Raw genomic sequence first — 20,704 nt, forward strand, 5'->3', positions numbered from 1 at the left:
GCGCGACCGACGACGAACAGTCGCGCGAGCTTGGCCTGCGCAGCGAGACGACTTACCTCAACATCATCGGTGGGCTGCTGACGCTGCTGCTGGGCAATTCGCCGTCAGGCGCGGCCTATTCGTCGTTCCGCAGCATGGATGCCGTGGTCAGCGCGCTGCTCGCACACCACGAAGGGCGGCCGGGTCTCAGCGAGCGGACGCTGTGGAGCAAGCTCGCGCAGGCGCGGCGCCACCTGGAGACGTCGCGCTGACGACGCGGCCAGCATGATGCCGATGCTGTGCACTGCAATTGCAGTCGCGGCTTCTGCAATTGCAGTGATTTCGACGACCGCGGTGTATTGAATACGAGGCACTTTCCGAACAGCGCCAGTGAGCGTCAAGGAGTGTCTCTCATGTCTTCGCAGATCACCGCGCCGGCCGCGCAGACCGAGCATCGCATCCTGCGCCGCGCCGAAGTCGAGGCCAAGACCGGCTTCAAGCGCGCGCATATCTACAGCCTGATGAAGGAAGGCAAGTTTCCCAAGGCGCTGCGCCTGGGCGTGCGCGCCGTGGGCTGGGACTCGATGGAGGTCGAGCAGTGGATTGCCGATCGCCTCAACGAGCGCGCCTGACGCTTTTCCTCGGTACATGCCATTCAACCGGGAGAAGCCCATGCAGGTGGTGTCCATCATTTCGACCAAGGGCGGCGTGGGCAAGACCACGACGGCGGCCAACCTGGGCGGCTTCATCGCCGATGCCGGGCTGCGCGTGCTGCTGCTGGACCTGGACGTGCAGCCCACGCTGTCGAGCTACTTCACGCTGGCCGAACGCGCGCCGGCCGGCATCTACGAGATGCTGGCGTACAACGAGCAGCGCGCCGAGCAACTGGTGTCGCGCACCGCCATCGTCGGCTTGGACCTGGTGCTGTCGAACGACGACCGGGGCGAGCTGAACACGCTGCTGTTGCACGCACCGGACGGCAGATTGCGGCTGCGCCACCTGCTGCCGACGCTGGCGCCGCGCTACGACCTGCTGCTGATCGACACCCAGGGCGCGCGCAGCGTCCTGCTGGAAATGGCGGTGCTGGCCTCGGACCTGGCGCTGTCCCCGGTGACGCCGGAAATCCTCGCGGCCCGCGAGCTGCGCCGCGGCACCTTGCAGCTCATCGAGGACATCGCACCGTACCGTCATCTGGGCATCGAGCCGCCACCGCTGCACCTGCTCATCAACCGCGTGCATCCGGTGTCATCGAACGCGCGGCTGATCCAGCAGGCATTGCGACAGGTGTTCCAGGGTCACGTCGGCGTGCGTGTGCTGGATACCGACGTGCCGGCGATCGAGGCGTATCCACGTGCGGCGACGCGCGGCCTGCCGGTGCATCGGGTGGAGTACCGCCAGCCGGCGGGCCGCTCGGCACCGGCTGCGCTGGACACCATGCGCGCCCTCGCTGGCGAGCTGTTCCCCGAGTGGAAAGAGCGCTTCGCGCTCGTCACCGGCCGAGGGAACGCGGGAGGGGCCGGCCATGGCCAGCGCGCATGAACTGGCGCGCGGCCACAAGCGGCTGCGAGCGCTGATCGAGTTCGCCCTGGGTGAGGGCTGGAAGGTGGTGCGCACCCGAGGCGGACACCTTCTGTTCACGAAGCTGGGCTGCGCGCCGATCTACACCAGCTCGACGGCGAGCGACCACCGTGCGGAGCGCAATGCCCTTGCGCAGCTTCGCCGCGCCGACCGCCAGGCGCAGGTAGCCGAGGCATCGCCGCAGGAGCGCGGCCATGGCTGACATGACGCCGGATGACATGGCCGCCAAGCTGCTGGCCTCGGGCTTCGAGCGCAGCGGCCCTTCGGCCGCAGCCTTGACCGACCCGATCGCCGACACGCCGATGGTGGTGACGCTGGACCAGTTGCGCCCGTATGACCACGACCCGCGCGTGACGCGCAACCCGGCCTACGAAGACATCAAGGCCTCCATCCGCGAGCGCGGGCTGGATGCGTCACCCGCGATCACGCGCCGGCCCGGCGAGCTGCACTACATCATCCGCAACGGCGGCAACACGCGCCTGGCGATCTTGCGCGAGTTGTGGAGCGAGACGAAGGACGAACGCTTCTTCCGCATCCCCTGCCTGTTCCGTCCCTGGCCGCAGCGCGGCGAGGTAGTGATGCTGACCGGCCACCTGGCCGAGAACGAGCTGCGCGGGGGCTTGAGCTTCATTGAGAGAGCCCTGGGTGTGGAGAAGGCGCGCGAGTTCTACGAGCAGGAAATGGGACGGGACAGCGGCCAGCCACTGTCGCAGAGCGAGCTGGCACGCCGGCTCACGGCCGATGGCTTTCCGCTGCCGCAGTCGCACATCAGCCGCATGCAGGACGCGGTTCACTACCTGCTGCCGGCGATTCCGAACTTGCTGTACGGCGGGCTCGGCCGGCACCAGGTCGAACGGCTGGCGGTGTTGCGCAAGGCCTGCGAACGCACTTGGGAACGCCGTGCGCTGGGCCGCAGTCTGTTGGTGGACTTCGCCACGCTGTTCCAGGACGTGCTCGCGCAGTTCGACGCGCAGCCCGACAACTTCTCGCCGCAGCGCGTGCAGGACGAGCTGGTCGGCCAGATGGTCGAACTGCTGGAAGCGGACTACGACACGCTGGCCCTGGAGATCGACGACACGGAGAGCCGACAGCGCGCGCTGACCAGTGATCCAGCGCCGCCAGCGGCACGACCTGCGGCGCCGACCGCACCTGCGCCCGAGCCGCAGCGGTCTTCGTCGCCGCCATCGACGCCGGCTCCGTCAGTGCAGCCAGCAGCACCTTCTCCTTCCACATCGTCGGGCGTCGGTCTGGTTGTACCCGCCGTCGGCACCGAAGGTATGCATCAGGACGGGCAACGCGACGAGCGCCTGCAAGGCCACATCGTCTCCCCTGCACCGACCACCGAGCGCCTGCAATCCATACAGCGCATGGTCGCCGACCAGATGGGCGACAAGCTGCCCGACTTCGATGTCGACGCGCTGCGCGCCATTCCCGTACAGGCAGGCGGGCTCTATCCAATCTCGGACGTCTGGTACATCGAGCCCGGCCTGGACGTGCCGGATCGGCTGCGCGTGCACATTGCGCAGTTCGCGCGCGAGATCGCCGAAGAGGCCGGCGTGGCCGAGCAGGTCGAGTCCAGCGACGGCGGCATCGGCTTTGCCTGCGTCGCGCCGCCGGCAGCGCGCGCGATGCCACCGTTCGCGCGGGCCGTGCTGACGCTGCTGCAGGCGCTGTGCGCCGCCCGTGTCGCAGCCGGGCTCGACCGCGCCCGGCTCGCCGATGATCTGGCGCCCTTGCTGTACGGCTCAGGCGCCTATCCGCGCCTGAGCGATGCCGGGCTGGTAAAGCTGTTTCGGCTGCTGCGCCTGGCACGGCGGCTTGTGGATCTGGAATCCGGTGCGGGCGCCAGCGCCGCGCCCGGCCATGGCGCCTGAGCGGAGACCAGCCATGTCCGCACCGCACCCGCTCAACCAGGCCGTGATCGCGCAGGCGCTGCACGACCTGCGCAACGGGCAACTGCGACGCTGCAAGGCCATGGGCTTCGGCGAGGAAGAACTCGATGCGCTGAAGCATCCCGAACTCGTGAGCATGCTGGTCAATGCCACCGTCTCGTGGTGCTCGGTGTCGGTGAACCGCGAAGTGCTCAAACGATTGCTGAGTCAGGTGCACGACGTGGAGCGCGAGATTGCCACGGTCGACCGCATGCTGCGCCTGGGCGCCAGCACGGAGATGGTCAGCCGCTTCTACGGCTTGACGCACCAGGAGGTCGCGTTGCGGCGCGACATCCTCGGCCTGCCCAAGCGCAAGGGGCGGCATCCGGTGCTGGATGAAGCACAAGACACCGCCCTGTGGAAGCAGTGGAAGGCCGGCGTCACGGAGCGCGGCATCGCGCTGGACGACGAGGTGGCGATGCTGGCGCTGACCATGGACCTGGCCGAGACCTTAAACCTGCCGATGTCGGTGATCTGGTCGGCGATACGCAACTGGATCGACCAGGGGCTGGTGTAGGCCATGGCGACCGGCGGCGCACCCCGGCGCGATGGCCCCGTGGCGCTGTCGGCACTGTTCGACGACGCGCTGCGGGAACTGGTGCCACCGGCACCACCGGCACCACCGGCACCGCCTGCGCAGCGCGGCGCTGCTCCTGCGGCGCCGGCCGCGCCGGCCAGCGACGGCTTCCTCTACAGCGGCAACCGGCATGAGAGCGTGCCGCGCGCGCTGTTCCTCGACCGACGCCTGACGCCGCTGGAGCGCAATGCCTGGCAGGTGTTCCGCCTGCAGCTCAACGACGACGGCGTGACGGCCTTTCCCACCTACGACCAACTCCGCCCCTATCTGGCGTCCATGCCCTGTGCGGCGCAAGCCTCGCACGAGACCGTGGCGCGCGCCTTGACGCTGCTGCGGCTGACGCGCTGGCTGAGCCTGGTGCGGCGGCGTCGCGATCCGAAGACCGGCCGCATCCTCGGCAACCTCTATGTCCTGCACGACGAACCGCTGACGCCCTTCGAGGCGATGCAGCTCGACCCCGACTACCTGGGCTTGGTCAGCCAGGCGCTGACCCATGCTGCCAAGGCAGTTCAGATCGTCGGCATGAACACGCTGCGCGAGATCGCCGAAGACCCGATGCTCAACGGCCGCACGCTGCCCACGCGGCTGCAGGTGCTGGCACAGCGCATGGCCCGCAACGAATGGGCGGATGCGAGTTATCCACAAGCGCCTGTGGATCACGAATCCGAAGAAGGCCAGGACGGCCTGCTTCGGAATCTCGATGGCCCGTCTTCGGATTCCGAAGCAGGGCTGAAACCCGCGCCAGACGGCTCACTTCGGAATCCGAAGGAGGACCGTACTGTACGTATGGATCGTATAAATCAAGTACGTACAGTACCGCGCGCGAAGGCGTTGCAGCACCTGCGCCTGCCCGAGCGCCTGCTGCGCTTGAAGGACGAGCAGCAGAGCGGTGCGATGGTGGCCTTGCAGCAGGTGGACGAGTCGCTGCGGCAGGCAGTGCTGGACGAATGGGATGCGCGCTGCCGCATCAGCGCGGTGCGCAACCCGGCCGGCTACCTGTTCGGCATCATCCAGAAGGCGATCCGTGGCGAGTTCAAAGCCTGGGCCGGCGAAGGCGGTTCGCCATCGACGACGCCTGCGCCGCCGCCACGGCCACCCGCACCGGCTCCTTCTGCATCGCCACCACCCGCACCGAATGGCCCCGGCCGTGAGGCAGCGCGGGCTTACCTGGCAAAACTGCGTTCGACGTTGGGCGACTCCTGAACAGCTATCCCCAGGGGATAGCTGGGACACGAAGCCTTCCAGCCATGGGCTTCGGTTTTGTCATGCATCGCATGGTCGCAGCCCGGCGCGGACCTATCCCCAGGGGATAGACGGAACACGCGGCCTTCCCGAACGACAACCGGGAGCGCACCCGCTGCGGTTTGTTGACTGACGCCCTTCCGGGCGATACCGATGCTGGCGGCTCGTTCCCTTACCGCGAGTCGTCACCATGGCCAACGAATCCCAGCAGCCCCTGCAGTTGAATCTCGGATCGCTGCGCAGCGCGATGTCGCTGACGCTGCACACCCACCACGCATCGCGCATCTGGCACGGTCGCGCGCCGGCCGAGGGGCGTCCCGGCATCATCGGCCTCAACGGCTACATCAGCGTGATGAACAAGATGAAGCGCGGCGCCGAGCAGGACGACCCCTACTCGGACTGGTGGATGCTGCGCATCGAAGACAAGCTCACGCAGACCAAAGCCAGCCTGCAGACGTTGCGCGAACAGGTGGATCAGGCGCTGGCTGACGTGCCGCCCGCGCTGTCCCTGGGCGAGAACATGAACGTGCAGCCGGTGAAGCTGCCGCTGTTCGTCAACGCGCAACTCGGCTTCATGGCGGTGTACCTGCTGGCCGACTACGACGACCTGGCGCGCAAGCTGATCCTCGCCCACCACACCGCGCTGATCGACCGCAGCACGCTGGAACGCTGGCTCAACGACGGCGCGCATGCGCTGCGCAGCCTGTTCTCGCTGGCACAGCAGTACCGCTACTCCGGCGCGACGCGCGACGACTTCGCCTCGAAGAACGCGGTGGCGCGGGCGGCGCTGGAGAAGTTCGGCGAGCTGCCGCAGGACGTGCTCGAAGGCACGCGCCGCTCGCGCTTTGCGCCACCGATCGCGCGGCGGGCAAGCAAGCCTGGCGTAGCCGCAGATGCCGCACCCAGCGCTGGCGCAGCCGACGTGGCGGACGACGACCATGGCAGCGAAGGCACCAAGGCATGACGGCACCGTCGTCCACTGGCCAACCGCTGCGCTTCCTGCCGCTGGAACAGGCGGACTTCCAGCGTCTGGAACACGGTCCCTACCTAAAAGGCCTTTTACAGCCTTTTAAGGGTAAGGGGAGTCTGGAGGCCTGGGCCAACCAGTGCACGGCGCTGCGCGACGACTTGATCGGCCTGGCGCAGCGGCGCGTGCTGCAACAGGCGCGGGCCTACCCCTTCTCGCTGCTCGACGTGCAACTGGCCCAGCAGACCACTGGCACAGGGACGACCTTCCTGCGCTGGCGCAACCACGACCGCTCCGCGATGGGCGTGGCTTTGTGGGAAACGCTGCTCGACCGCCCCGCGACGCCGGCCTCGCTGATCGATGACCTGTACGCGATGGAGCTGCAGCGCATCGCACTGAACATGCAGATCAGCCTCCTTCACACGCTGGGCCGCCAGGCCCAGGAGTGCGCCAGCAAGGCCGCCCAGGCCGAAGCGGCTTTCCTGCGGCGCGTCCACGGGCATGCCGCGTCCGTTTCACCCACCACCAAGGAGTCACCATGAGCACGCACTTCGTCGGCGAGGGCAACATCGGTTCTGCGCCGGACTACCGCGAATTCCCCAATGGCAACGACGAGCCGCGCCGGCTGCTGCGCCTGAACGTCTACTTCGACAACCCGATCCCGCGGAAGGACGGCGAGTACGAGGACCGCGGCGGCTTCTGGGCGCCGGTGGAGCTGTGGCACCGCGACGCGGACCACTGGCAGACGCTGTACCAGAAGGGCATGCGGGTGCTGGTCGAGGGCCGCACGGTCAAGGACGAGTGGGAAGACGCTGACGATAACGAGCGCACGACCTTCAAGATCGAGGCCCGCCGCGTGGGCATCCTGCCGTACCGCATCCAGGCCGTGACCCTCAGCGCCAGGACGTCGGAACCCGAGGCGGCAGTACCGCCGCCGAAGGAGACCAAGGGGACGAAGGCGCCGAAGGAAACCAAGGCCAAGGGCTGATTCCCCGCAGGGGGCGGCTGTAGCAACCGTCAGACGCCCGCCATGCACCAGCTATCCCCAGGGGATAGCGCCAGGGTGATCCACGGGGTTCCAGCCGCCCTCCCGAAACGACGCTCCCGCTGCGCCAACCGTTGCGGCTTCGCGCATGCCGCTGCGGCAACGCATCACCTGCCGATCACAAAGCGGTGTCTGCGCCGATCGGCTTCCTTGCTGCCGTCATCCGCTGGCCCGGCCAAGCTGGGGCCATCCGATGAACCGCACACTTCCAAGGAGGCTTCATGCGCGTGTTCCTGTGCGAGAAGCCGTCCCAGGGCAAGGACATCGCCCGTGTGCTGGGCGCCGGCCAACGCGGCAACGGCTGCTACAGCGGTGCAGGTGTCGTCGTGACCTGGTGCATCGGTCATCTGGTCGAGGCGGTTCCGCCCGAAGGCTACGGCGAGCAGTACAAGCGCTGGGCCATCGAGCAACTGCCCATTCTTCCCGAGCGCTGGCGTGTCGAGCCCAAGGCGGCGACCGCGGCGCAGTTCAAGGTCGTGCAGCAGCTCGTCGCCAAAGCGGGCGAACTGGTGATCGCGACCGACGCCGACCGAGAGGGCGAGATGATCGCCCGCGAGATCATCGAGCTGTGCGGCTACCGTGGCCCGATCCAGCGGCTGTGGCTGTCGGCACTCAACGATGCGTCCATCCGCAAGGCCCTGGGCGCGCTGAAGCCCTCGGCCGAAACGCTGCCGCTGTACTTCTCCGCGCTCGCGCGATCGCGTGCCGACTGGCTGATCGGGATGAACCTGAGCCGGCTGTTCACGCTGCTGGGCCGGCAGGCCGGCTACAGCGGCGTGCTGTCGGTCGGGCGGGTGCAGACGCCGACGCTCAAGCTGGTGGTGGACCGTGATCGCGAGATCGCGCGCTTTGTCTCCGTGCCGTTCTGGGCCATCGAGGTGGCGCTGTCGCATGCGGGCCAGTCCTTTGTCGCAAGCTGGATGCCACCGCAGGGCAGCATCGACGACACCGGCCGCTGCTTGCAGCAGGCGGTGGCGCAGCAGGCCGTGGAACGGCTGCGCGCGGCCGGCGCCGCCCAGGTGCTATCGGTGGAGACCGAGCGCGTGCGCGAAGGCCCGCCGCTGCCGTTCGACCTCGGCACCTTGCAGGAGGTGTGCTCCAAGCAGTTGGGCCTCGACGTGCAGGAGACGCTGGACATTGCCCAGGCGCTGTACGAGACGCACAAGGCGACGACCTATCCGCGCTCGGATTCGGGCTACCTGCCCGAAAGCATGCTGGCCGAGGTGCCGGCCGTCCTCGACAGCCTGGTCAAGACCGATCCCAGCCTGCGGCCGCTGATCGACCGTCTGGATCGCCAGCAGCGTTCGCGGGCCTGGAACGACGGCAAGGTCACGGCGCACCACGGCATCATTCCGACGCTGGAGCCGGCCAACCTCTCGGCGATGAGCGAGAAGGAGCTGGCTGTCTACAGGCTGATCCGCGCCCATTACCTCGCGCAATTCCTGCCGCATCACGAGTTCGACCGGACGGTGGCGCAGCTCGCGTGCGGCGGGCAGTCGCTGGTGGCGGTCGGCAAGCAGATCGCGGTGGCTGGATGGCGCCAGGTACTGGCGGCGCCGGAGCCCGAGGACGGTGACGGCGAGGACGCACAGCGCGGCCAGGTGCTGCCGACGCTGCGCGCTGGAGCAGCCTGCCAGGTCGGCCAGGTCGAACTGAAGGCGTTGAAGACGCTGCCACCCAAGCCCTACACGCAGGGGGAGTTAGTCAAAGCCATGAAGGGCGTCGCCAAGCTCGTGACCGACCCGCGCCTGAAGCAGAAGCTCAAGGACACCACGGGCATCGGCACCGAGGCCACCCGCGCCAACATCATCAGCGGGCTGCTGGCCCGCGGCTATCTCTTGAAGAAGGGCCGCGCCATCCGAGCATCGGATGCGGCTTTTACGTTGATCGACGCCGTGCCGGCGGCCATCGCCGACCCCGGCACGACGGCGGTATGGGAGCAGGCGCTGGACATGATCGAGGCCGGCCAGATGACGCTGGACACCTTCATCGCCAAGCAATCGAGCTGGGTCGCCCAGCTCGTGCAGCAGTACCGCGGCGCCACGCTCGACCTCAAGCTGCCGCCCGCGCCGAGCTGCCCACAGTGCGGCGCACCGATGCGCCAGCGCACCGGCAAGAGCGGCGCGTTCTGGTCTTGCAGCCGCTACCCGGACTGCAAGGGCACGCTGCCGGTCGAAGATGCTGCGGCAGGCAAGCGCGGCGCATCCGGCCGCACATCCAGCACGCAGCGTCGGCGCCCCAAGGCGAACTGACGCCCACGTCTCCCTCTGCCACGCCGGCTGCTGCCGACGGCGGGGCAAACCTCCCGCGCCGCGCGGGACTCCCCAGCGCGCGTTCCCTTCTGCAACGGTGTGCGCGTCCTGCTGGCCCGAGACGGCCGCAGGGCGAGAAGGTCATTGCTCCATCGAATCGCGCTCGACGCGGTTCCGCTGATCGAGGTGTTCGCGTCCATCCGCGAGCGGTCTCCTGACGCCTTGGCCCGCAAGGCTGCGAGGTGCCAGGAGACCGCTTGCGGTCGACGGTATTCGGTGCCGGTGCCCGCCGGCGGAACAACGGGCTCCCTTTGTGTGTGGATGCACGCGAGAGGATTCCGGTCCTAGCCACGAAACGGGCCGGGTGAGATTGCTGACGCAGCGAATGGCTTTGACGACGGCCTGGCCTGCTTGCAGCCCACAGGTGGATTGATTCCTCTCAGCCGAAGCCTTGCGGGGCTTCGGCGTTTGTTCCGTCTACAGGCTTATCCTCGATCCAGCATCTCGGTGTCAAATCGCGCTTTGCCGTACTCGCTGCGACAGCGCCTCGGCGCTTTCCTTGCGCTCGCTGTACCGATCCACCAAGTACGGCGCCACGTCGCGGGTCAGCAACGTGAACTTCATCAGTTCTTCCATCACGTCCACCACGCGGTCATAGTAGGCTGAGGGCTTCATGCGCCCGGCCTCGTCGAACTCCTGATATGCCTTGGCGACCGAGGACTGGTTCGGGATGGTCAGCATCCGCATCCAGCGGCCCAGCACGCGCATCTGGTTGACGGCGTTGAAGGACTGCGAGCCGCCCGATACCTGCATCACTGCCAGCGTCTTGCCCTGGGTCGGGCGCACCGCGCCGACCGACAGCGGAATCCAGTCGATTTGCGTCTTCATCAGGCCGGTCATCGCGCCGTGGCGCTCCGGCGAACTCCACACCATGCCTTCGGCCCATTGCACCAGTTCGTGCAGTTCCTTCACCTTGGGGTGATCGGCTGGCGCATCGTCCACCAGCGGCAGGCCGGACGGATTGAACAATCGGGTCTCGCCGCCCAGCGCCCGCAGGATGCGCGCCGCTTCTTCGGCGGCGAGGCGGCTGAACGAGCGTTCTCGCAGCGAGCCGTAGAGCAGCAGGAAGCGCGGCGCGTGCGTGACCCGTGCCGGCGCGAACAGGTGTTCGGTGTCCGATTGCTGGAACAGCGCCGCGTCGATGTTCGGCAGGTCGAGACGGGATTCAGACACGGCGGCCATCCTGATCGACCACCGGTTCGCCGTCTTCCTTGCTGAACGCGCCGCGCTGCGGCTGCGGCAGCAGGTCGAGCACGGCTTCCGAAGGCCGGCACAGGCGCGTGCCTAGCGGCGTGACCACGATAGGCCGGTTGATGAGGATGGGATGCTGGAGCATGAAGCCGATCAGGTCGTCGTCGCTCCACTTCGGGTTGCCCAGGTCGAGTTCGGCATAGGGCGTGCCTTTCTCGCGCAGCACGTCTCGCACCGGAACGCCCATCGCCGCGATCAGCGCCTGGAGCGTGTCGCGGTCGGGCGGCGTTTTCAGGTACTCGATGATGGTCGGTTCCTCGCCACTGTTGCGGATCAAGCCCAGCACGTTGCGCGACGTGCCGCAGGCGGGGTTGTGGTAGATCGTGATTTGGCTCATGTCGAGGTGCCTTGATTCGAGAGAAGAACGGCCTGCTGACGCAGGTGCGTGATCGCGTAGCGGAACAGGATCGCGCCTGCCGCACTGATGCCGGCCAGGGCCAGCAGCGTGCCGGGATAGCCGTTGCCAGCGGCATACAGCAGCGAGGCGACAAAGGGGCCGGCGGCCACGGCGATCTGCACGGGCGTCGCCATCGCGCCGCTGATGGCGCCGTAGGCGGCGCGTCCATACAGCTCGGCGGGTAAGGCGCCGCGCACGATCGTCATGACGCCGTTCCCGATGCCGTACAGCGCTGCGAACACCATATACATCGGCAGCCATTGCCCGGAGCCGAATAGCAGGAGCAGCGACAGCGGCAGCAAGCTGATCGCGGCCATGCCGACCTGGCGCGTGCTGGCCCGTTTGCCGACCGTGGTTTCGAGCACGCGGCCGAGCACCTGCATCGGCCCTACCAGCGCACCGACCCAGGCCGCGTGCGCCGCAGAGATGCCATGCGTCTGCAAGATCGGAATCATGTGCAGCGACATTGCCGCGAACACCAGCGCATTGAGCGTGATGGCCGTCGTGACCAGATAGAACACCGGCTCGCGCACGACTGCCGCGAGGCTGCGGGATGGGCTGTCCGTGCGCGCCGGTGTTGCGCTGTGTGCGACGGCGCTCGCCTTAGGCAAGCTGGCATGGATGGGAAGGCAGATCAGCAGGTTCGCGGCGGCATAGATCAGCCACGTCTCGCGCCAGCCAAGGTGCTGCAACAGGAACTGCGTCAGCGGCCAGAACACCGTGCTGGCGAAACCGCCGAACAGTGTCAGGTGCGTGATCGCCCGGCGGTAGTCACTGCCGAAAACCTGCGTGACGACAGCGAATGCCGGCTGGTACAGGATTGCGCTCATGGCAACGCCGAGGCCGGCCCACACGAGGTACAGCCCCACCACGCCTTGTACCCGTGACAGGCAGGCGAGCATGACGGCTGCGAGCAATGCCCCGCCGCCCATCAGGAGGCGTCCACCGATACGGTCGATGATGCTGCCGGCCGAAGTGGACAGCAGCCCCGAGATCAGCAGCGCCACCGAGTAAGCACCGACGATGACGGGCTTGGACAGGCCGAGTTTGTCCTGCATCGGCTGCATCAGCACGCCGTAGGCGTAGAACATCGACCCCCACGCGACGATCTGCGTCAGGCCGAGTGCGGGAATCAGCCAGCCACGCGGGCGCAGAATCGTGTTGCCCATGACTACGCTTGGCGCTCGTACCAGCCGCGCGAACGGTTGACCACGCGCACCACCAGCAGCATCACTGGCACTTCGATCAGCACGCCGACCACGGTGGCCAGCGCCGCGCCGGAGTGAAATCCAAACAGGCTGATGGCAGCGGCCACGGCCAGCTCGAAGAAGTTGGAGGCTCCAATCAGGGCCGAAGGACACGCGACGTTGTGTTTCTCACCAACCAAGCGGTTGAGCAAGTACGCCAAGGCCGAGTTAAAGAACACCTGAATCAAGATCGGCACGGCCAGCAGCGCGATGATCAGCGGCTGTTTCAGGATGGCCTCGCCTTGAAAGGCGAAGAGCAGAACGAGTGTCGCCAACAGGGCCGTGATCGACCACGGGCCGATTTTCGCCATCGTGGCCTCGAAGACATCCGGGCCTTTGGCCAAAAGCTGCTTGCGCAAGAGCTGGGCCAAGATGACGGGAATCACGATGTACAGCACGACGGACGTGATCAACGTGTCCCAAGGCACTGTGATGGCCGAGATACCCAGCAGGAGGCCAACCAGAGGCGCAAAGGCTACCACCATGATGCTGTCGTTCAGAGCGACCTGCGACAACGTGAACAGTGGATCGCCATTGGTCAGCCTGCTCCACACGAACACCATTGCCGTGCATGGTGCAGCGGCAAGTAGGATCAGCCCGGCGATGTAGCTATCGAGCTGGTCAGCGGGGAGCATGGGCGCAAACAGGTTGCGAATGAAGAACCATCCGAGGAACGCCATCGAGAACGGCTTGACCAGCCAGTTGACGAACAGCGTGACCCCAATCCCCCGGACGTGTTGGCGTACTTCGTGAAGTGCGCCGAAGTCCACCTTGACCAGCATCGGGATGATCATCACCCAGATCAGCAGGCCCACCGGGAGATTCACCTGCGCGATCTCCATGCGGCCGATGGACTGGAACGCTGCCGGGAAAAATTGTCCGAGGGCAATGCCAATGACGATGCAGAGGAATACCCAGACGGTCAGGTAGCGCTCAAAGACGCTCATCGGCGGGCTTGCCGACCCTTTCTGTGCGGTTTCACATTGAGCTGACAAAGCATTTCCCCCTTTAAGCGTCACGCTGCTGTCCCAGCTCGCGGAGCTTGGTTTGCAGCGACATGCGGTCGATCTTTTCGATAGGTAGGTTCATGAAAAGCCGGATTCGATTGGCGATCTGGAACTGCACGTTGGAGAACGCACGGAGCTGCTTTTCCCGGTCGCCTTCGATTTTGGTGGGGTCAGCAAATCCCCAGTGCGCCGTGATGGGCTGGCCGGGCCACGCCGGGCAGGCTTCACCTGCTGCCTGATCGCACACGGTCATGATGAAGTCCATATGCGGGGCATCCGGCTCTGCGAACTCCGTCCAGCTCTTGCTGCGCAGTCCACCCAAGTCGTAGCATTGCTCCGACAGCACTTCCAAGGTCATCGGATGAACCTCACCGCGAGGATGACTTCCCGCGCTGTACGCCTTGAAGCGCTCCCGCCCAAGGTGGTTCATGATGACTTCCGCCATGATGCTGCGGGCAGAGTTTCCGGTGCAGATGAACAGCACGTTGTAGATTTTGTTTTCCATGTCAGGCTTCCTCGGTGATGTGGTGTGCCAAGTCGCGCAGCCGATCCACGCCGACTGGCTCGTTCTTCAAGAGGGGCACAACTGCAAAGCGCTTGGCATGGCTTGCTGCTACCGAGTCGATTTCCCGCAGTTCGTTGAAGGCGCGTTGGTGCAGCAGTAAAGAGTTAGGACGAGCGGCTGCGACGCTGTTGTTGACGATCCATGCCCACGGCTCGATGCCCGCTCGGCGCAGGTCGGATTGCAGGTTTGCAGCTTCCAAGACAGGGGTGGTTTCGGCCAGTGTGGCGATAAGCACCTTGGTCTGTTTCGGGTCTTGCAACTGCATCATCGGCGTCGTGTAGTGCAGGCCCGTGTTGCCCATCTGCCGGGTCACTTCTCGGTGATACGCGCCAGTGGCATCCAGCAGCAGCAGCGTGTGCCCGGTGGGTGCGGTATCCATCACCACGAACTTCTTGCCGGCCTCTCGAATGATGCGAGAGAAGGCTTGAAAGACCGCGATCTCCTCCGTGCAAGGGGATCGCAAGTCCTCTTCCAATAGTGCGCGCCCTTCGGCGTCGAGCTGCGCCCCCTTGGTATCCAGTACGTGCTTGCGATAGCGCTCCGTTTCCTCGTGAGGGTCAATGCGGCTGACCGTCAGGTTAGACAGTGAGCCTTCCAAAGTCTCTGACAGATGGGCGGCCGGATCGGAGGTCGTCAGATGCACGGGCAATCCTCGGTGAGCCAGCTCCACGGCGACGGCGGCCGCCAAGGTGGTTTTGCCGACACCGCCCTTGCCCATGAGCATGACCAAGCCATGTCCATCTACAGCAATGTCATCGACCAAGGAGGAAAGGCTGGGTGCATCGAGCTGGGCAGACAGTTCGATTGAGCTTGTGGTGCTCCCGCTGGTGGTGGCCACTAGCAAGTGACGCAAAGCGTCGAGTCCGACCAGGTTGAACGGTTTCAGGTCGATCCGATCCCGAGGCAGCGCCTTGAGCACGTCCGGCATGGCCGTGAGGGCCGCTTGCTCGCGTTGATGGATCGCTGCCGCCAGCTCATCGTGCGCGGCTTCGCTGGCTGGAAGAACGCCATTGACAACGAGGTATTGCTGAGACAGCCCGATGGCGGCCAGCTCTTCGTGTGTGCGTGCCACTTCCCGAAGGGTGGCGCGTTGAGCGCGGGCGACCAGAACCAAGCGGGTGCGCTGCGGATCGGCCAAGGCGTCAACGGCGGCCTTGTACTGGGTCCGCTGCTTTTCCAGCCCGGCCAGTGGCCCGAGGCACGACGCATCGCCTTTGCCTTCTTCGAGGAAGCCGCTCCACGCGCCGGGCAGTTGAAGCAGGCGGATCGTGTGGCCCGTGGGCGCAGTGTCGAAGATGATGTGCTCGTAGTCTGCGGTCAACGTCGAGTCGATCAGCAGGGCCGTGAACTCGTCGAAGGCTGCGATCTCGGTGGTACAAGCGCCTGAAAGCTGTTCTTCGATCCCTTTGACAACCGTCTCAGGTAGGACACCCCGCACTGGGCCGACGATGCGATCTCGATAGGCTTGTGCCGCTGCCTGCGGATCAATTTCGAGTGCCCAGAGGTTGGGCACGGCGGGGATCGCCGTGATGTGATTGCCGATGCTTTCCCCAAAAACTTGCCCCACGTTCGATGCAGGGTCGGTGCTGACAAGCAGGACGCGCTTGCCCTCTGACGCGAGTTGTACCGCCGTAGCACAGGCGATGGAGGTCTTGCCGACTCCACCCTTGCCTGTGAAAAAAAGGTAGCGCGGAGGTTGATTGAGGAAGTGCATGGGCAGTTCCTCCATTCAGCAGCAGCGGCTGCCGGAGCAGCAACCACCTTGTGCGGGCGGGGTATTCGTTTCGGTGATGCCACCCCACCGGGCCAGGTCGGCGCGGCTGGGGTGCCTTCCCGCCAGTGCCAACTGACCGTCAACCAGAGTCACCGGGAGTGCTTCGGCTCCTGCCGTTTCAAGAAATGCCTTGATGGTCGAATTTTGGGCAAAGTCCATGGGCTGTTGTGCAAGATTGAAGCGCTCAATCTTTACGCCTTGCTGCTTGGCCCACTCTACGTCGGCTGCGAAGGTAACCAAACTCTGGTCTACCTCGACACCACATACACCAGTGCTGCAACAAAGAGCCGGGTCATAAACTTGGATCGTTTTCATTTGATACTCCGAGGAAAGTTAATGTTGAACGTGTAGCAAGGTGCACGAGCGGGCTAACTCATGTGGTTAGCGTCGGATCAAGCAGCCGGGAGGCAGCTATCACGCCTGCTCGCACCAGTAGTTCTTCTGGAATCACTTCATAGGTTTGACCTGCGACTTCGACCGTGCGGCAATCGTTATCGCCGCATTCGTTGCAGCAACGACTACTTCCTGTGTGGGCATCCAGCCATTCCTCGATGGGCTTGCCGGCGATCCAGATGCGGTTTGATTCGGACGGCTGTGCCAGAAAGGATGCTTCGTCCAGCTCTACGGTCTCCAACTGGGGCTCTACGCCAAGGGGCGCCAGAGCGGCCCGGAGGCGATCCACAGCGTGCAGCATCTCGTCTCCGGTTCCGTGGCATCGGGGACAGGTACGGCCCTCTGTGTTGACTAGCCGTTGCCAAACGATGGGTAGCGTTTTCATCATCAACACTCCTTGTCATGGGGATACAACTGAAGCAGTGCCTCGCGCTGGTCGGGCTTGATGTTGACGACGGGGCGAATCGTCTTAGCCGCCGCTGCTGCTTCGTCGAGCGTGCGGCACAGGCCAAGCTCCAACAGAACACCAGCGGCCACGGTGCCAGTCCGGCCCTTTCCGCCGCCGCAGTGGAAAGCCACTTTTTTGCCGTCTCGATAGGCCGACACGACCGCTTGTATGGCGTCTTTGAACAGTGGGGCTTGCGGCTGGTCGGCGTTGTCCCCGAGCGGGATTTGCCGCCAGATCAGGGCGGGATTTGACGCCGCACAACCCGTGGACTCTTCGCGCAAGTCCACCACCACGTCAATGTGCTCCGCATCGGCAATTTGTTGAATGTCGCTTGCTCCGCCGAAGTAGATGCGGCCCGCGATCAGCTCGTGATATTGCTTTTGCATCGGTAACTTGCTCCTCTCTCGGTTTCAGGCCAGCAACGTGCCGATGTGGTCAAGCTCTGCTTTGAGCTTGGCCTTGTCTTGCTGCAAGTCGGCCAGCGGCAACGCGAGGAAAGCCTCGATGCGCGCTCGCAGAATGCGATAAGCAGTCACGAAGGCTGCGTCGATTTCCTCATCGGTGCCAGTGGCGTGGGCTGGGTCTTCGACGCCCCAGTGGGTGCGCAGAACTGGCCCCAAATAGGCCGGGCAGGTTTCACCAGCAGCACTGGAGCAGACCGTGATCACGATGTCCGGGGTCGAGGGCAGGTTGTCCCACGATTTGCTGTGATAGCCCTCTGTCGAGATGCCCTCGCGTGCCAGCAGTGCCAACGAGCGAGGATGGACTTGGCCAGTGGGCTGACTGCCTGCGCTCATGGCTTTCCACCCTGCCGGGGCAAGGTGGTTGAAGGTGGCTTCGCCGAGGATCGAGCGACACGAGTTCCCGGTGCAAAGAAAAAGGATGTTCATTTTTTGAGAGCCTCTTGAGTTGAAGAAAGGGGCGGCAGCACAGCGTCAGAGCACATGGAGGCAGCGCGCAAGGATTCGTTGGCCTCGCACACGCCGCCTTCGCAGCAGTGCTCGGTCAGGTAGCCGAGCAGCCCGGTCATGTGGGCGAAGTCGGCGCGGTAGATCAGGTTGCGGCCCTGTTGCTCGATGGTGACCAGGCCGGCATGGGCCAGCTCCTTCAGGTGGAAGGACAGCGTGTTGCGGGCGACGTCGAGCTGGTCGGCCAGAACGCTGGGCGTGAGCCCTTCTGGGCCGGCGACGACCAGGGCACGGAACACCCGAAGGCGCTGGGTGTGAGCCAGGGCGCCCAGGGCGGAAATGGCTTGGGTCTCGTTCATTATTCAATGATACAACATTTATCGAATCATTGAACAACACCCGGCAGCAATCAGGGACGAGGCGGGAACCGATTCCCCCGTGACGCAGAACGCGCCCCAGCGTGATGCTTTGCGGCACGTGTTGCTGACCTGATCAGCACATGCCAGCAGCCTGGGTCTTTCGGCTGCCGCGGGAATCCTCTCGTGCGACCCACCAGTCCGCTTCGCATCGACCACCGCGGACGGGCGTTTCACGACGCCGATGCCGTTCATGTTCAACCCTTCGGGAGTCTTCCGCTCCCGTCAGGGCGTGGTGCTCCCGGTATTTCAACCACCAGGAGAAAACCATGTCCCTCGCGTTCGCATCGGCGCCCATGAGCGCTGAACAGGCCCGCGCCGAATCGATCGGCTACCAGGCCCTGGCCTACGTCGGCAAGCGCCTGCCCCTGCAGGTGCTTTGCAGCGCAGCCGGCCACTACATCGGCACCGCCGATGCGGACGGCCCGGTCTCGCGCGAGTCGGTCAGCTACTTCCGCTCGCTCAACGCCGCCGACCACGCCCTGCAAACGGGCCGCTGGCAGCAGCGCCTCAACCCGTAATGTCCAACCACCAGGAGCCCATGTCATGAACCGTGCCCTGCCTCAAGAGGTACTTGATCAGATCGAGCTGGAACACCAGCACTTCGCCGCCGCACCGCAAGCCTTCTTCGAGGCCTGGAAGCGCGGCGTCAACATCGCCGGAGCCGAGTGGTTCGGTGACGGCACCCGCGATGGCCTGCAGCGTGCCACCACCAAGTGGGATCTGCGGCCGAAGCTGCTGATGCTCAACGATGCCCTGGGCGTCCTGAGCAGCGGCCAGCGGATGTTCCTGTCCGCGATGGTGAGCTTCTACAACGCCCGCGAGGGCGGCGCGATGCTCAAGCGTTGCGGCTTCGAGGGTCTGTCCGACCTGGGCGGCCTCGACCTGGAACGGCGCAAGGTCATCGCCGACCTGACGCTGAACTACAACGGCTGGTGAGCCGCGCTGCGGCCTGCTGACGTTCTTCTTTTCTTCCGACCCCACGAGGGACATGCGTCCCGCCAGGGGCCATGTCCCTCCTTCCACCCGGAGCCCGTGCGGCCTCGGGATGTCCCTGCGGATGCCTTCGTCCGCCAGGGCGAGGGCTCCGCGCCTTTCATCGCAAGGAGCCCTTCATGGCCAACAACTACCACGACGCCACTGGCGTTCTCATGCTCGACCGGGTGACGCCGGTCATCTCCGCGCTGTTCGGCGCCTTTCGCCTCGATGCGAGCTATCCCGGCAACGGGAAGGCTTACATCGCTCGCCTCGCCGAGATCAACGATCCGCAATGGAGCGACGTGCTCGACGGTCTGCTGACGCTGGCCGCTCAGCTTGACCTGCCAGCACCGGACGACGCCGAAGGCGAGGATGGCGAAGACCGTGACGCCGAACTGTCGATGCCTGCACTTATCGACCTGATCGCCCCGCACTTCGGTGCCGACCAGAACCAAGACCTCGCCAATCTCATCGAGCACCACCCGTTTGAGGGCAGTGCAGACCTCGACGCGCTGTTCCTGATCGCCACGTGCATCGACGACGGCCATCACCTGGTCGCCATCCAGCTCGAAGGATGCTGGCGTTGCAGCCGCCCACGGCTTTTCGAGTTCGGCGGGCATGGTTGCTTCATCAGCCGCGAGCTGACGGTATCGAGCGAATCCACGCATGCGCTGCAACTCGGCGAGGAATTGCGCACCGCAATCCTGGCCGGCGACCTTGCGGCGGCGGCCAACCGAATTGCCAACGAAACGCTGGCACTTCTGGCGGCCATCACCGACGACCAGGTTCACGCACGTCTGCGCAGAACCGTTGCTGACTGCCTGCTCACCGACCCGTCCTCCGTCGCTGCCGGCTGACCGGCTGCCAATTTATCCACCCGCTGGGGTTCAATCCCCGGCAGGGGATTGCCTCGGCCATCCTCTGCTGGAGAAATCCCATGTCCTACTCGAACAACAATCCCTTTGTCCGCGGTTACGACGGCCTGTCGGTCGAACGGCTGCTCGCCGTCTCCTATGACGACGACTGCCCGCTGACCTACCTGCCGCTGCATCCCTCGCAGTCGAGTCTGCCGGACGGCCAGGTCGAACGGCGAGCCTGCATCTTCTCGGACGACTTCGTGCTGATTACCGAGGACCAGGCGGTCCCCGATGAACTGCAGGCGCAATGCCGCAGCCACGGGCTCGCCCGCAACGTGGTCTACGCCGTGATGGCCGAAGAGGCAGGCAAGCCGCTGCACGTGGGCGATACCTACTCCGACGAAGCCGCGCGCGAGGTAGTGCGGCGTCTGCGCTATGAAACCGGCTTCTACAGCCGGTGCTGGGAGATCAGCAGCGGACACCTCGACGCCGAGGCGCATCGCTTCCTCGCCGAACTGGCAGACATCGCCACGCCGACGCTGTTCCTGTTCATCGCCTTCCGCATCCCGTACAGCCCGGCCATCGGGTTGAAGCTGATCGCCACGCCCTGGACCGACGAGAACCTGCGCGCGGTCGAAGGCATCACGGCCAAGCGGCTGATGCAGGAGCACCGCAAGAAGGGCATGCCGAAATCCCTGGTGCAGGTGCTGCACCTGGCCGCGCTCGCCGACGTGCGCATGCTCGTCTTCGACGGCGATGCGCCGGTGCTTGATGGACTGCCGATCTACGACGAGTGACACCACCTTTCGAGCCCCAAGCGGGGCTCGTTTCA

At 65.3% G+C, this 20,704-nt stretch carries 25 protein-coding genes and 1 pseudogene; 15 read left to right on the top strand and 11 right to left on the bottom strand.

Annotated elements, in window-relative coordinates; genetic code table 11:
* The 11 genes and pseudogenes from Q0654_RS02100 to Q0654_RS02150 all read left to right on the top strand — a co-directional run.
* Nucleotides 1-251, top strand: a pseudogene (locus tag Q0654_RS02100) (ATP-binding protein); the annotation flags it as partial.
* Between the two features lie 141 nt (nt 252-392).
* Nucleotides 393-611 carry an AlpA family transcriptional regulator gene (locus Q0654_RS02105; protein WP_012761386.1) on the top strand — a complete coding sequence of 73 codons (219 nt, stop codon included), beginning with the start codon at nt 393-395 and terminating at the stop codon, nt 609-611.
* Nucleotides 612-651: 40 nt separating this feature from the next.
* Nucleotides 652-1,518, top strand: a complete 867-nt coding sequence (locus Q0654_RS02110) for a ParA family protein (RefSeq protein WP_298849996.1) — start codon at nt 652-654, stop codon at nt 1,516-1,518.
* A complete protein-coding gene (locus tag Q0654_RS02115; RefSeq protein ID WP_012761388.1) occupies nt 1,502-1,759 on the top strand; it encodes a hypothetical protein in 258 nt (85 codons plus the stop codon). Before Q0654_RS02110 ends, Q0654_RS02115 begins: the two co-directional genes overlap by 17 nt.
* Nucleotides 1,752-3,431, top strand: coding sequence for a ParB family protein (locus Q0654_RS02120; RefSeq protein WP_012761389.1), 1,680 nt, complete (start codon nt 1,752-1,754; stop codon nt 3,429-3,431). The genes Q0654_RS02115 and Q0654_RS02120 overlap by 8 nt, the downstream gene beginning before the upstream one ends.
* 13 nt (nt 3,432-3,444) lie before the next feature.
* On the top strand, nt 3,445-4,005 hold the full coding sequence (locus Q0654_RS02125) for a DUF2857 domain-containing protein (RefSeq protein WP_012761390.1): 561 nt from the start codon (nt 3,445-3,447) through the stop codon (nt 4,003-4,005).
* A gap of 3 nt (nt 4,006-4,008) precedes the next feature.
* Nucleotides 4,009-5,268, top strand: coding sequence for an STY4528 family pathogenicity island replication protein (locus Q0654_RS02130; RefSeq protein WP_298850001.1), 1,260 nt, complete (start codon nt 4,009-4,011; stop codon nt 5,266-5,268).
* A 229-nt stretch (nt 5,269-5,497) separates the two neighbouring features.
* On the top strand, nt 5,498-6,271 hold the full coding sequence (locus Q0654_RS02135; RefSeq protein WP_298850003.1) for a PFL_4669 family integrating conjugative element protein: 774 nt from the start codon (nt 5,498-5,500) through the stop codon (nt 6,269-6,271).
* Nucleotides 6,268-6,816 (top strand): DUF3158 family protein, encoded by a 549-nt coding sequence (locus Q0654_RS02140; RefSeq protein WP_298850005.1) that lies wholly within the window; start codon nt 6,268-6,270, stop codon nt 6,814-6,816. The genes Q0654_RS02135 and Q0654_RS02140 overlap by 4 nt, the downstream gene beginning before the upstream one ends.
* On the top strand, nt 6,813-7,262 hold the full coding sequence (locus Q0654_RS02145; RefSeq protein ID WP_298850007.1) for a single-stranded DNA-binding protein: 450 nt from the start codon (nt 6,813-6,815) through the stop codon (nt 7,260-7,262). The genes Q0654_RS02140 and Q0654_RS02145 overlap by 4 nt, the downstream gene beginning before the upstream one ends.
* A gap of 278 nt (nt 7,263-7,540) precedes the next feature.
* Nucleotides 7,541-9,571 (top strand): DNA topoisomerase III, encoded by a 2,031-nt coding sequence (locus tag Q0654_RS02150; protein ID WP_298850009.1) that lies wholly within the window; start codon nt 7,541-7,543, stop codon nt 9,569-9,571.
* 510 nt (nt 9,572-10,081) lie between these two features.
* Here Q0654_RS02150 and arsH read toward each other — a convergent pair.
* The 11 genes from arsH to Q0654_RS02205 form a co-directional block, all read right to left on the bottom strand.
* Nucleotides 10,082-10,804, bottom strand: a complete 723-nt coding sequence (arsH, locus tag Q0654_RS02155) for an arsenical resistance protein ArsH (RefSeq protein ID WP_298850011.1) — start codon at nt 10,802-10,804, stop codon at nt 10,082-10,084.
* Nucleotides 10,797-11,219 carry an arsenate reductase (glutaredoxin) gene (arsC, locus tag Q0654_RS02160; RefSeq protein ID WP_298850013.1) on the bottom strand — a complete coding sequence of 141 codons (423 nt, stop codon included), beginning with the start codon at nt 11,217-11,219 and terminating at the stop codon, nt 10,797-10,799. The genes arsH and arsC overlap by 8 nt, the downstream gene beginning before the upstream one ends.
* Nucleotides 11,216-12,448: an MFS transporter gene (locus tag Q0654_RS02165; protein WP_102080841.1), complete on the bottom strand. Its 1,233-nt coding sequence runs from the start codon at nt 12,446-12,448 to the stop codon at nt 11,216-11,218. The genes arsC and Q0654_RS02165 overlap by 4 nt, the downstream gene beginning before the upstream one ends.
* A 2-nt stretch (nt 12,449-12,450) precedes the next feature.
* Nucleotides 12,451-13,473, bottom strand: a complete 1,023-nt coding sequence (arsB, locus tag Q0654_RS02170) for an ACR3 family arsenite efflux transporter (RefSeq protein ID WP_102080842.1) — start codon at nt 13,471-13,473, stop codon at nt 12,451-12,453.
* Nucleotides 13,474-13,534: 61 nt separating this feature from the next.
* The gene (locus tag Q0654_RS02175) at nt 13,535-14,038 is read right to left on the bottom strand and encodes an arsenate reductase ArsC (RefSeq protein WP_102080843.1); all 504 of its coding nucleotides are present in this window, start codon (nt 14,036-14,038) and stop codon (nt 13,535-13,537) included.
* Between the two features lies 1 nt (nt 14,039).
* Nucleotides 14,040-15,812: an arsenical pump-driving ATPase gene (gene arsA / locus Q0654_RS02180; protein WP_102080844.1), complete on the bottom strand. Its 1,773-nt coding sequence runs from the start codon at nt 15,810-15,812 to the stop codon at nt 14,040-14,042.
* 15 nt (nt 15,813-15,827) lie between these two features.
* The gene (arsD, locus tag Q0654_RS02185) at nt 15,828-16,187 is read right to left on the bottom strand and encodes an arsenite efflux transporter metallochaperone ArsD (protein WP_298850028.1); all 360 of its coding nucleotides are present in this window, start codon (nt 16,185-16,187) and stop codon (nt 15,828-15,830) included.
* A 58-nt stretch (nt 16,188-16,245) separates the two neighbouring features.
* On the bottom strand, nt 16,246-16,653 hold the full coding sequence (locus Q0654_RS02190) for a DUF2703 domain-containing protein (RefSeq protein WP_308304232.1): 408 nt from the start codon (nt 16,651-16,653) through the stop codon (nt 16,246-16,248).
* On the bottom strand, nt 16,653-17,099 hold the full coding sequence (locus tag Q0654_RS02195; protein WP_102080847.1) for a dual specificity protein phosphatase family protein: 447 nt from the start codon (nt 17,097-17,099) through the stop codon (nt 16,653-16,655). Before Q0654_RS02195 ends, Q0654_RS02190 begins: the two co-directional genes overlap by 1 nt.
* A gap of 24 nt (nt 17,100-17,123) precedes the next feature.
* Complete coding sequence (locus tag Q0654_RS02200; RefSeq protein ID WP_102080848.1) at nt 17,124-17,603, bottom strand: arsenate reductase ArsC; 480 nt, start codon at nt 17,601-17,603, stop codon at nt 17,124-17,126.
* The gene (locus Q0654_RS02205; RefSeq protein ID WP_102080849.1) at nt 17,600-17,980 is read right to left on the bottom strand and encodes a helix-turn-helix domain-containing protein; all 381 of its coding nucleotides are present in this window, start codon (nt 17,978-17,980) and stop codon (nt 17,600-17,602) included. The genes Q0654_RS02200 and Q0654_RS02205 overlap by 4 nt, the downstream gene beginning before the upstream one ends.
* 326 nt (nt 17,981-18,306) lie before the next feature.
* Between Q0654_RS02205 and Q0654_RS02210 the strand changes: the two genes are divergently transcribed.
* From Q0654_RS02210 to Q0654_RS02225, 4 genes are all read left to right on the top strand, one after another.
* Entirely contained in the window at nt 18,307-18,558 is a 252-nt protein-coding gene (locus Q0654_RS02210) for a hypothetical protein (protein WP_298850035.1), read from the top strand.
* A gap of 25 nt (nt 18,559-18,583) precedes the next feature.
* Complete coding sequence (locus Q0654_RS02215) at nt 18,584-18,976, top strand: hypothetical protein (protein ID WP_127805102.1); 393 nt, start codon at nt 18,584-18,586, stop codon at nt 18,974-18,976.
* A 176-nt stretch (nt 18,977-19,152) separates the two neighbouring features.
* Nucleotides 19,153-19,872: a hypothetical protein gene (locus Q0654_RS02220; protein WP_102080851.1), complete on the top strand. Its 720-nt coding sequence runs from the start codon at nt 19,153-19,155 to the stop codon at nt 19,870-19,872.
* An 80-nt stretch (nt 19,873-19,952) separates the two neighbouring features.
* Nucleotides 19,953-20,669, top strand: a complete 717-nt coding sequence (locus Q0654_RS02225) for an ABC transporter substrate-binding protein (RefSeq protein WP_102080852.1) — start codon at nt 19,953-19,955, stop codon at nt 20,667-20,669.
* Nucleotides 20,670-20,704: the final 35 nt, after the last annotated feature.

This window comes from uncultured Aquimonas sp. (assembly GCF_937888285.1).
Classification (GTDB): Bacteria; Pseudomonadota; Gammaproteobacteria; order Xanthomonadales; family Xanthomonadaceae; genus Aquimonas.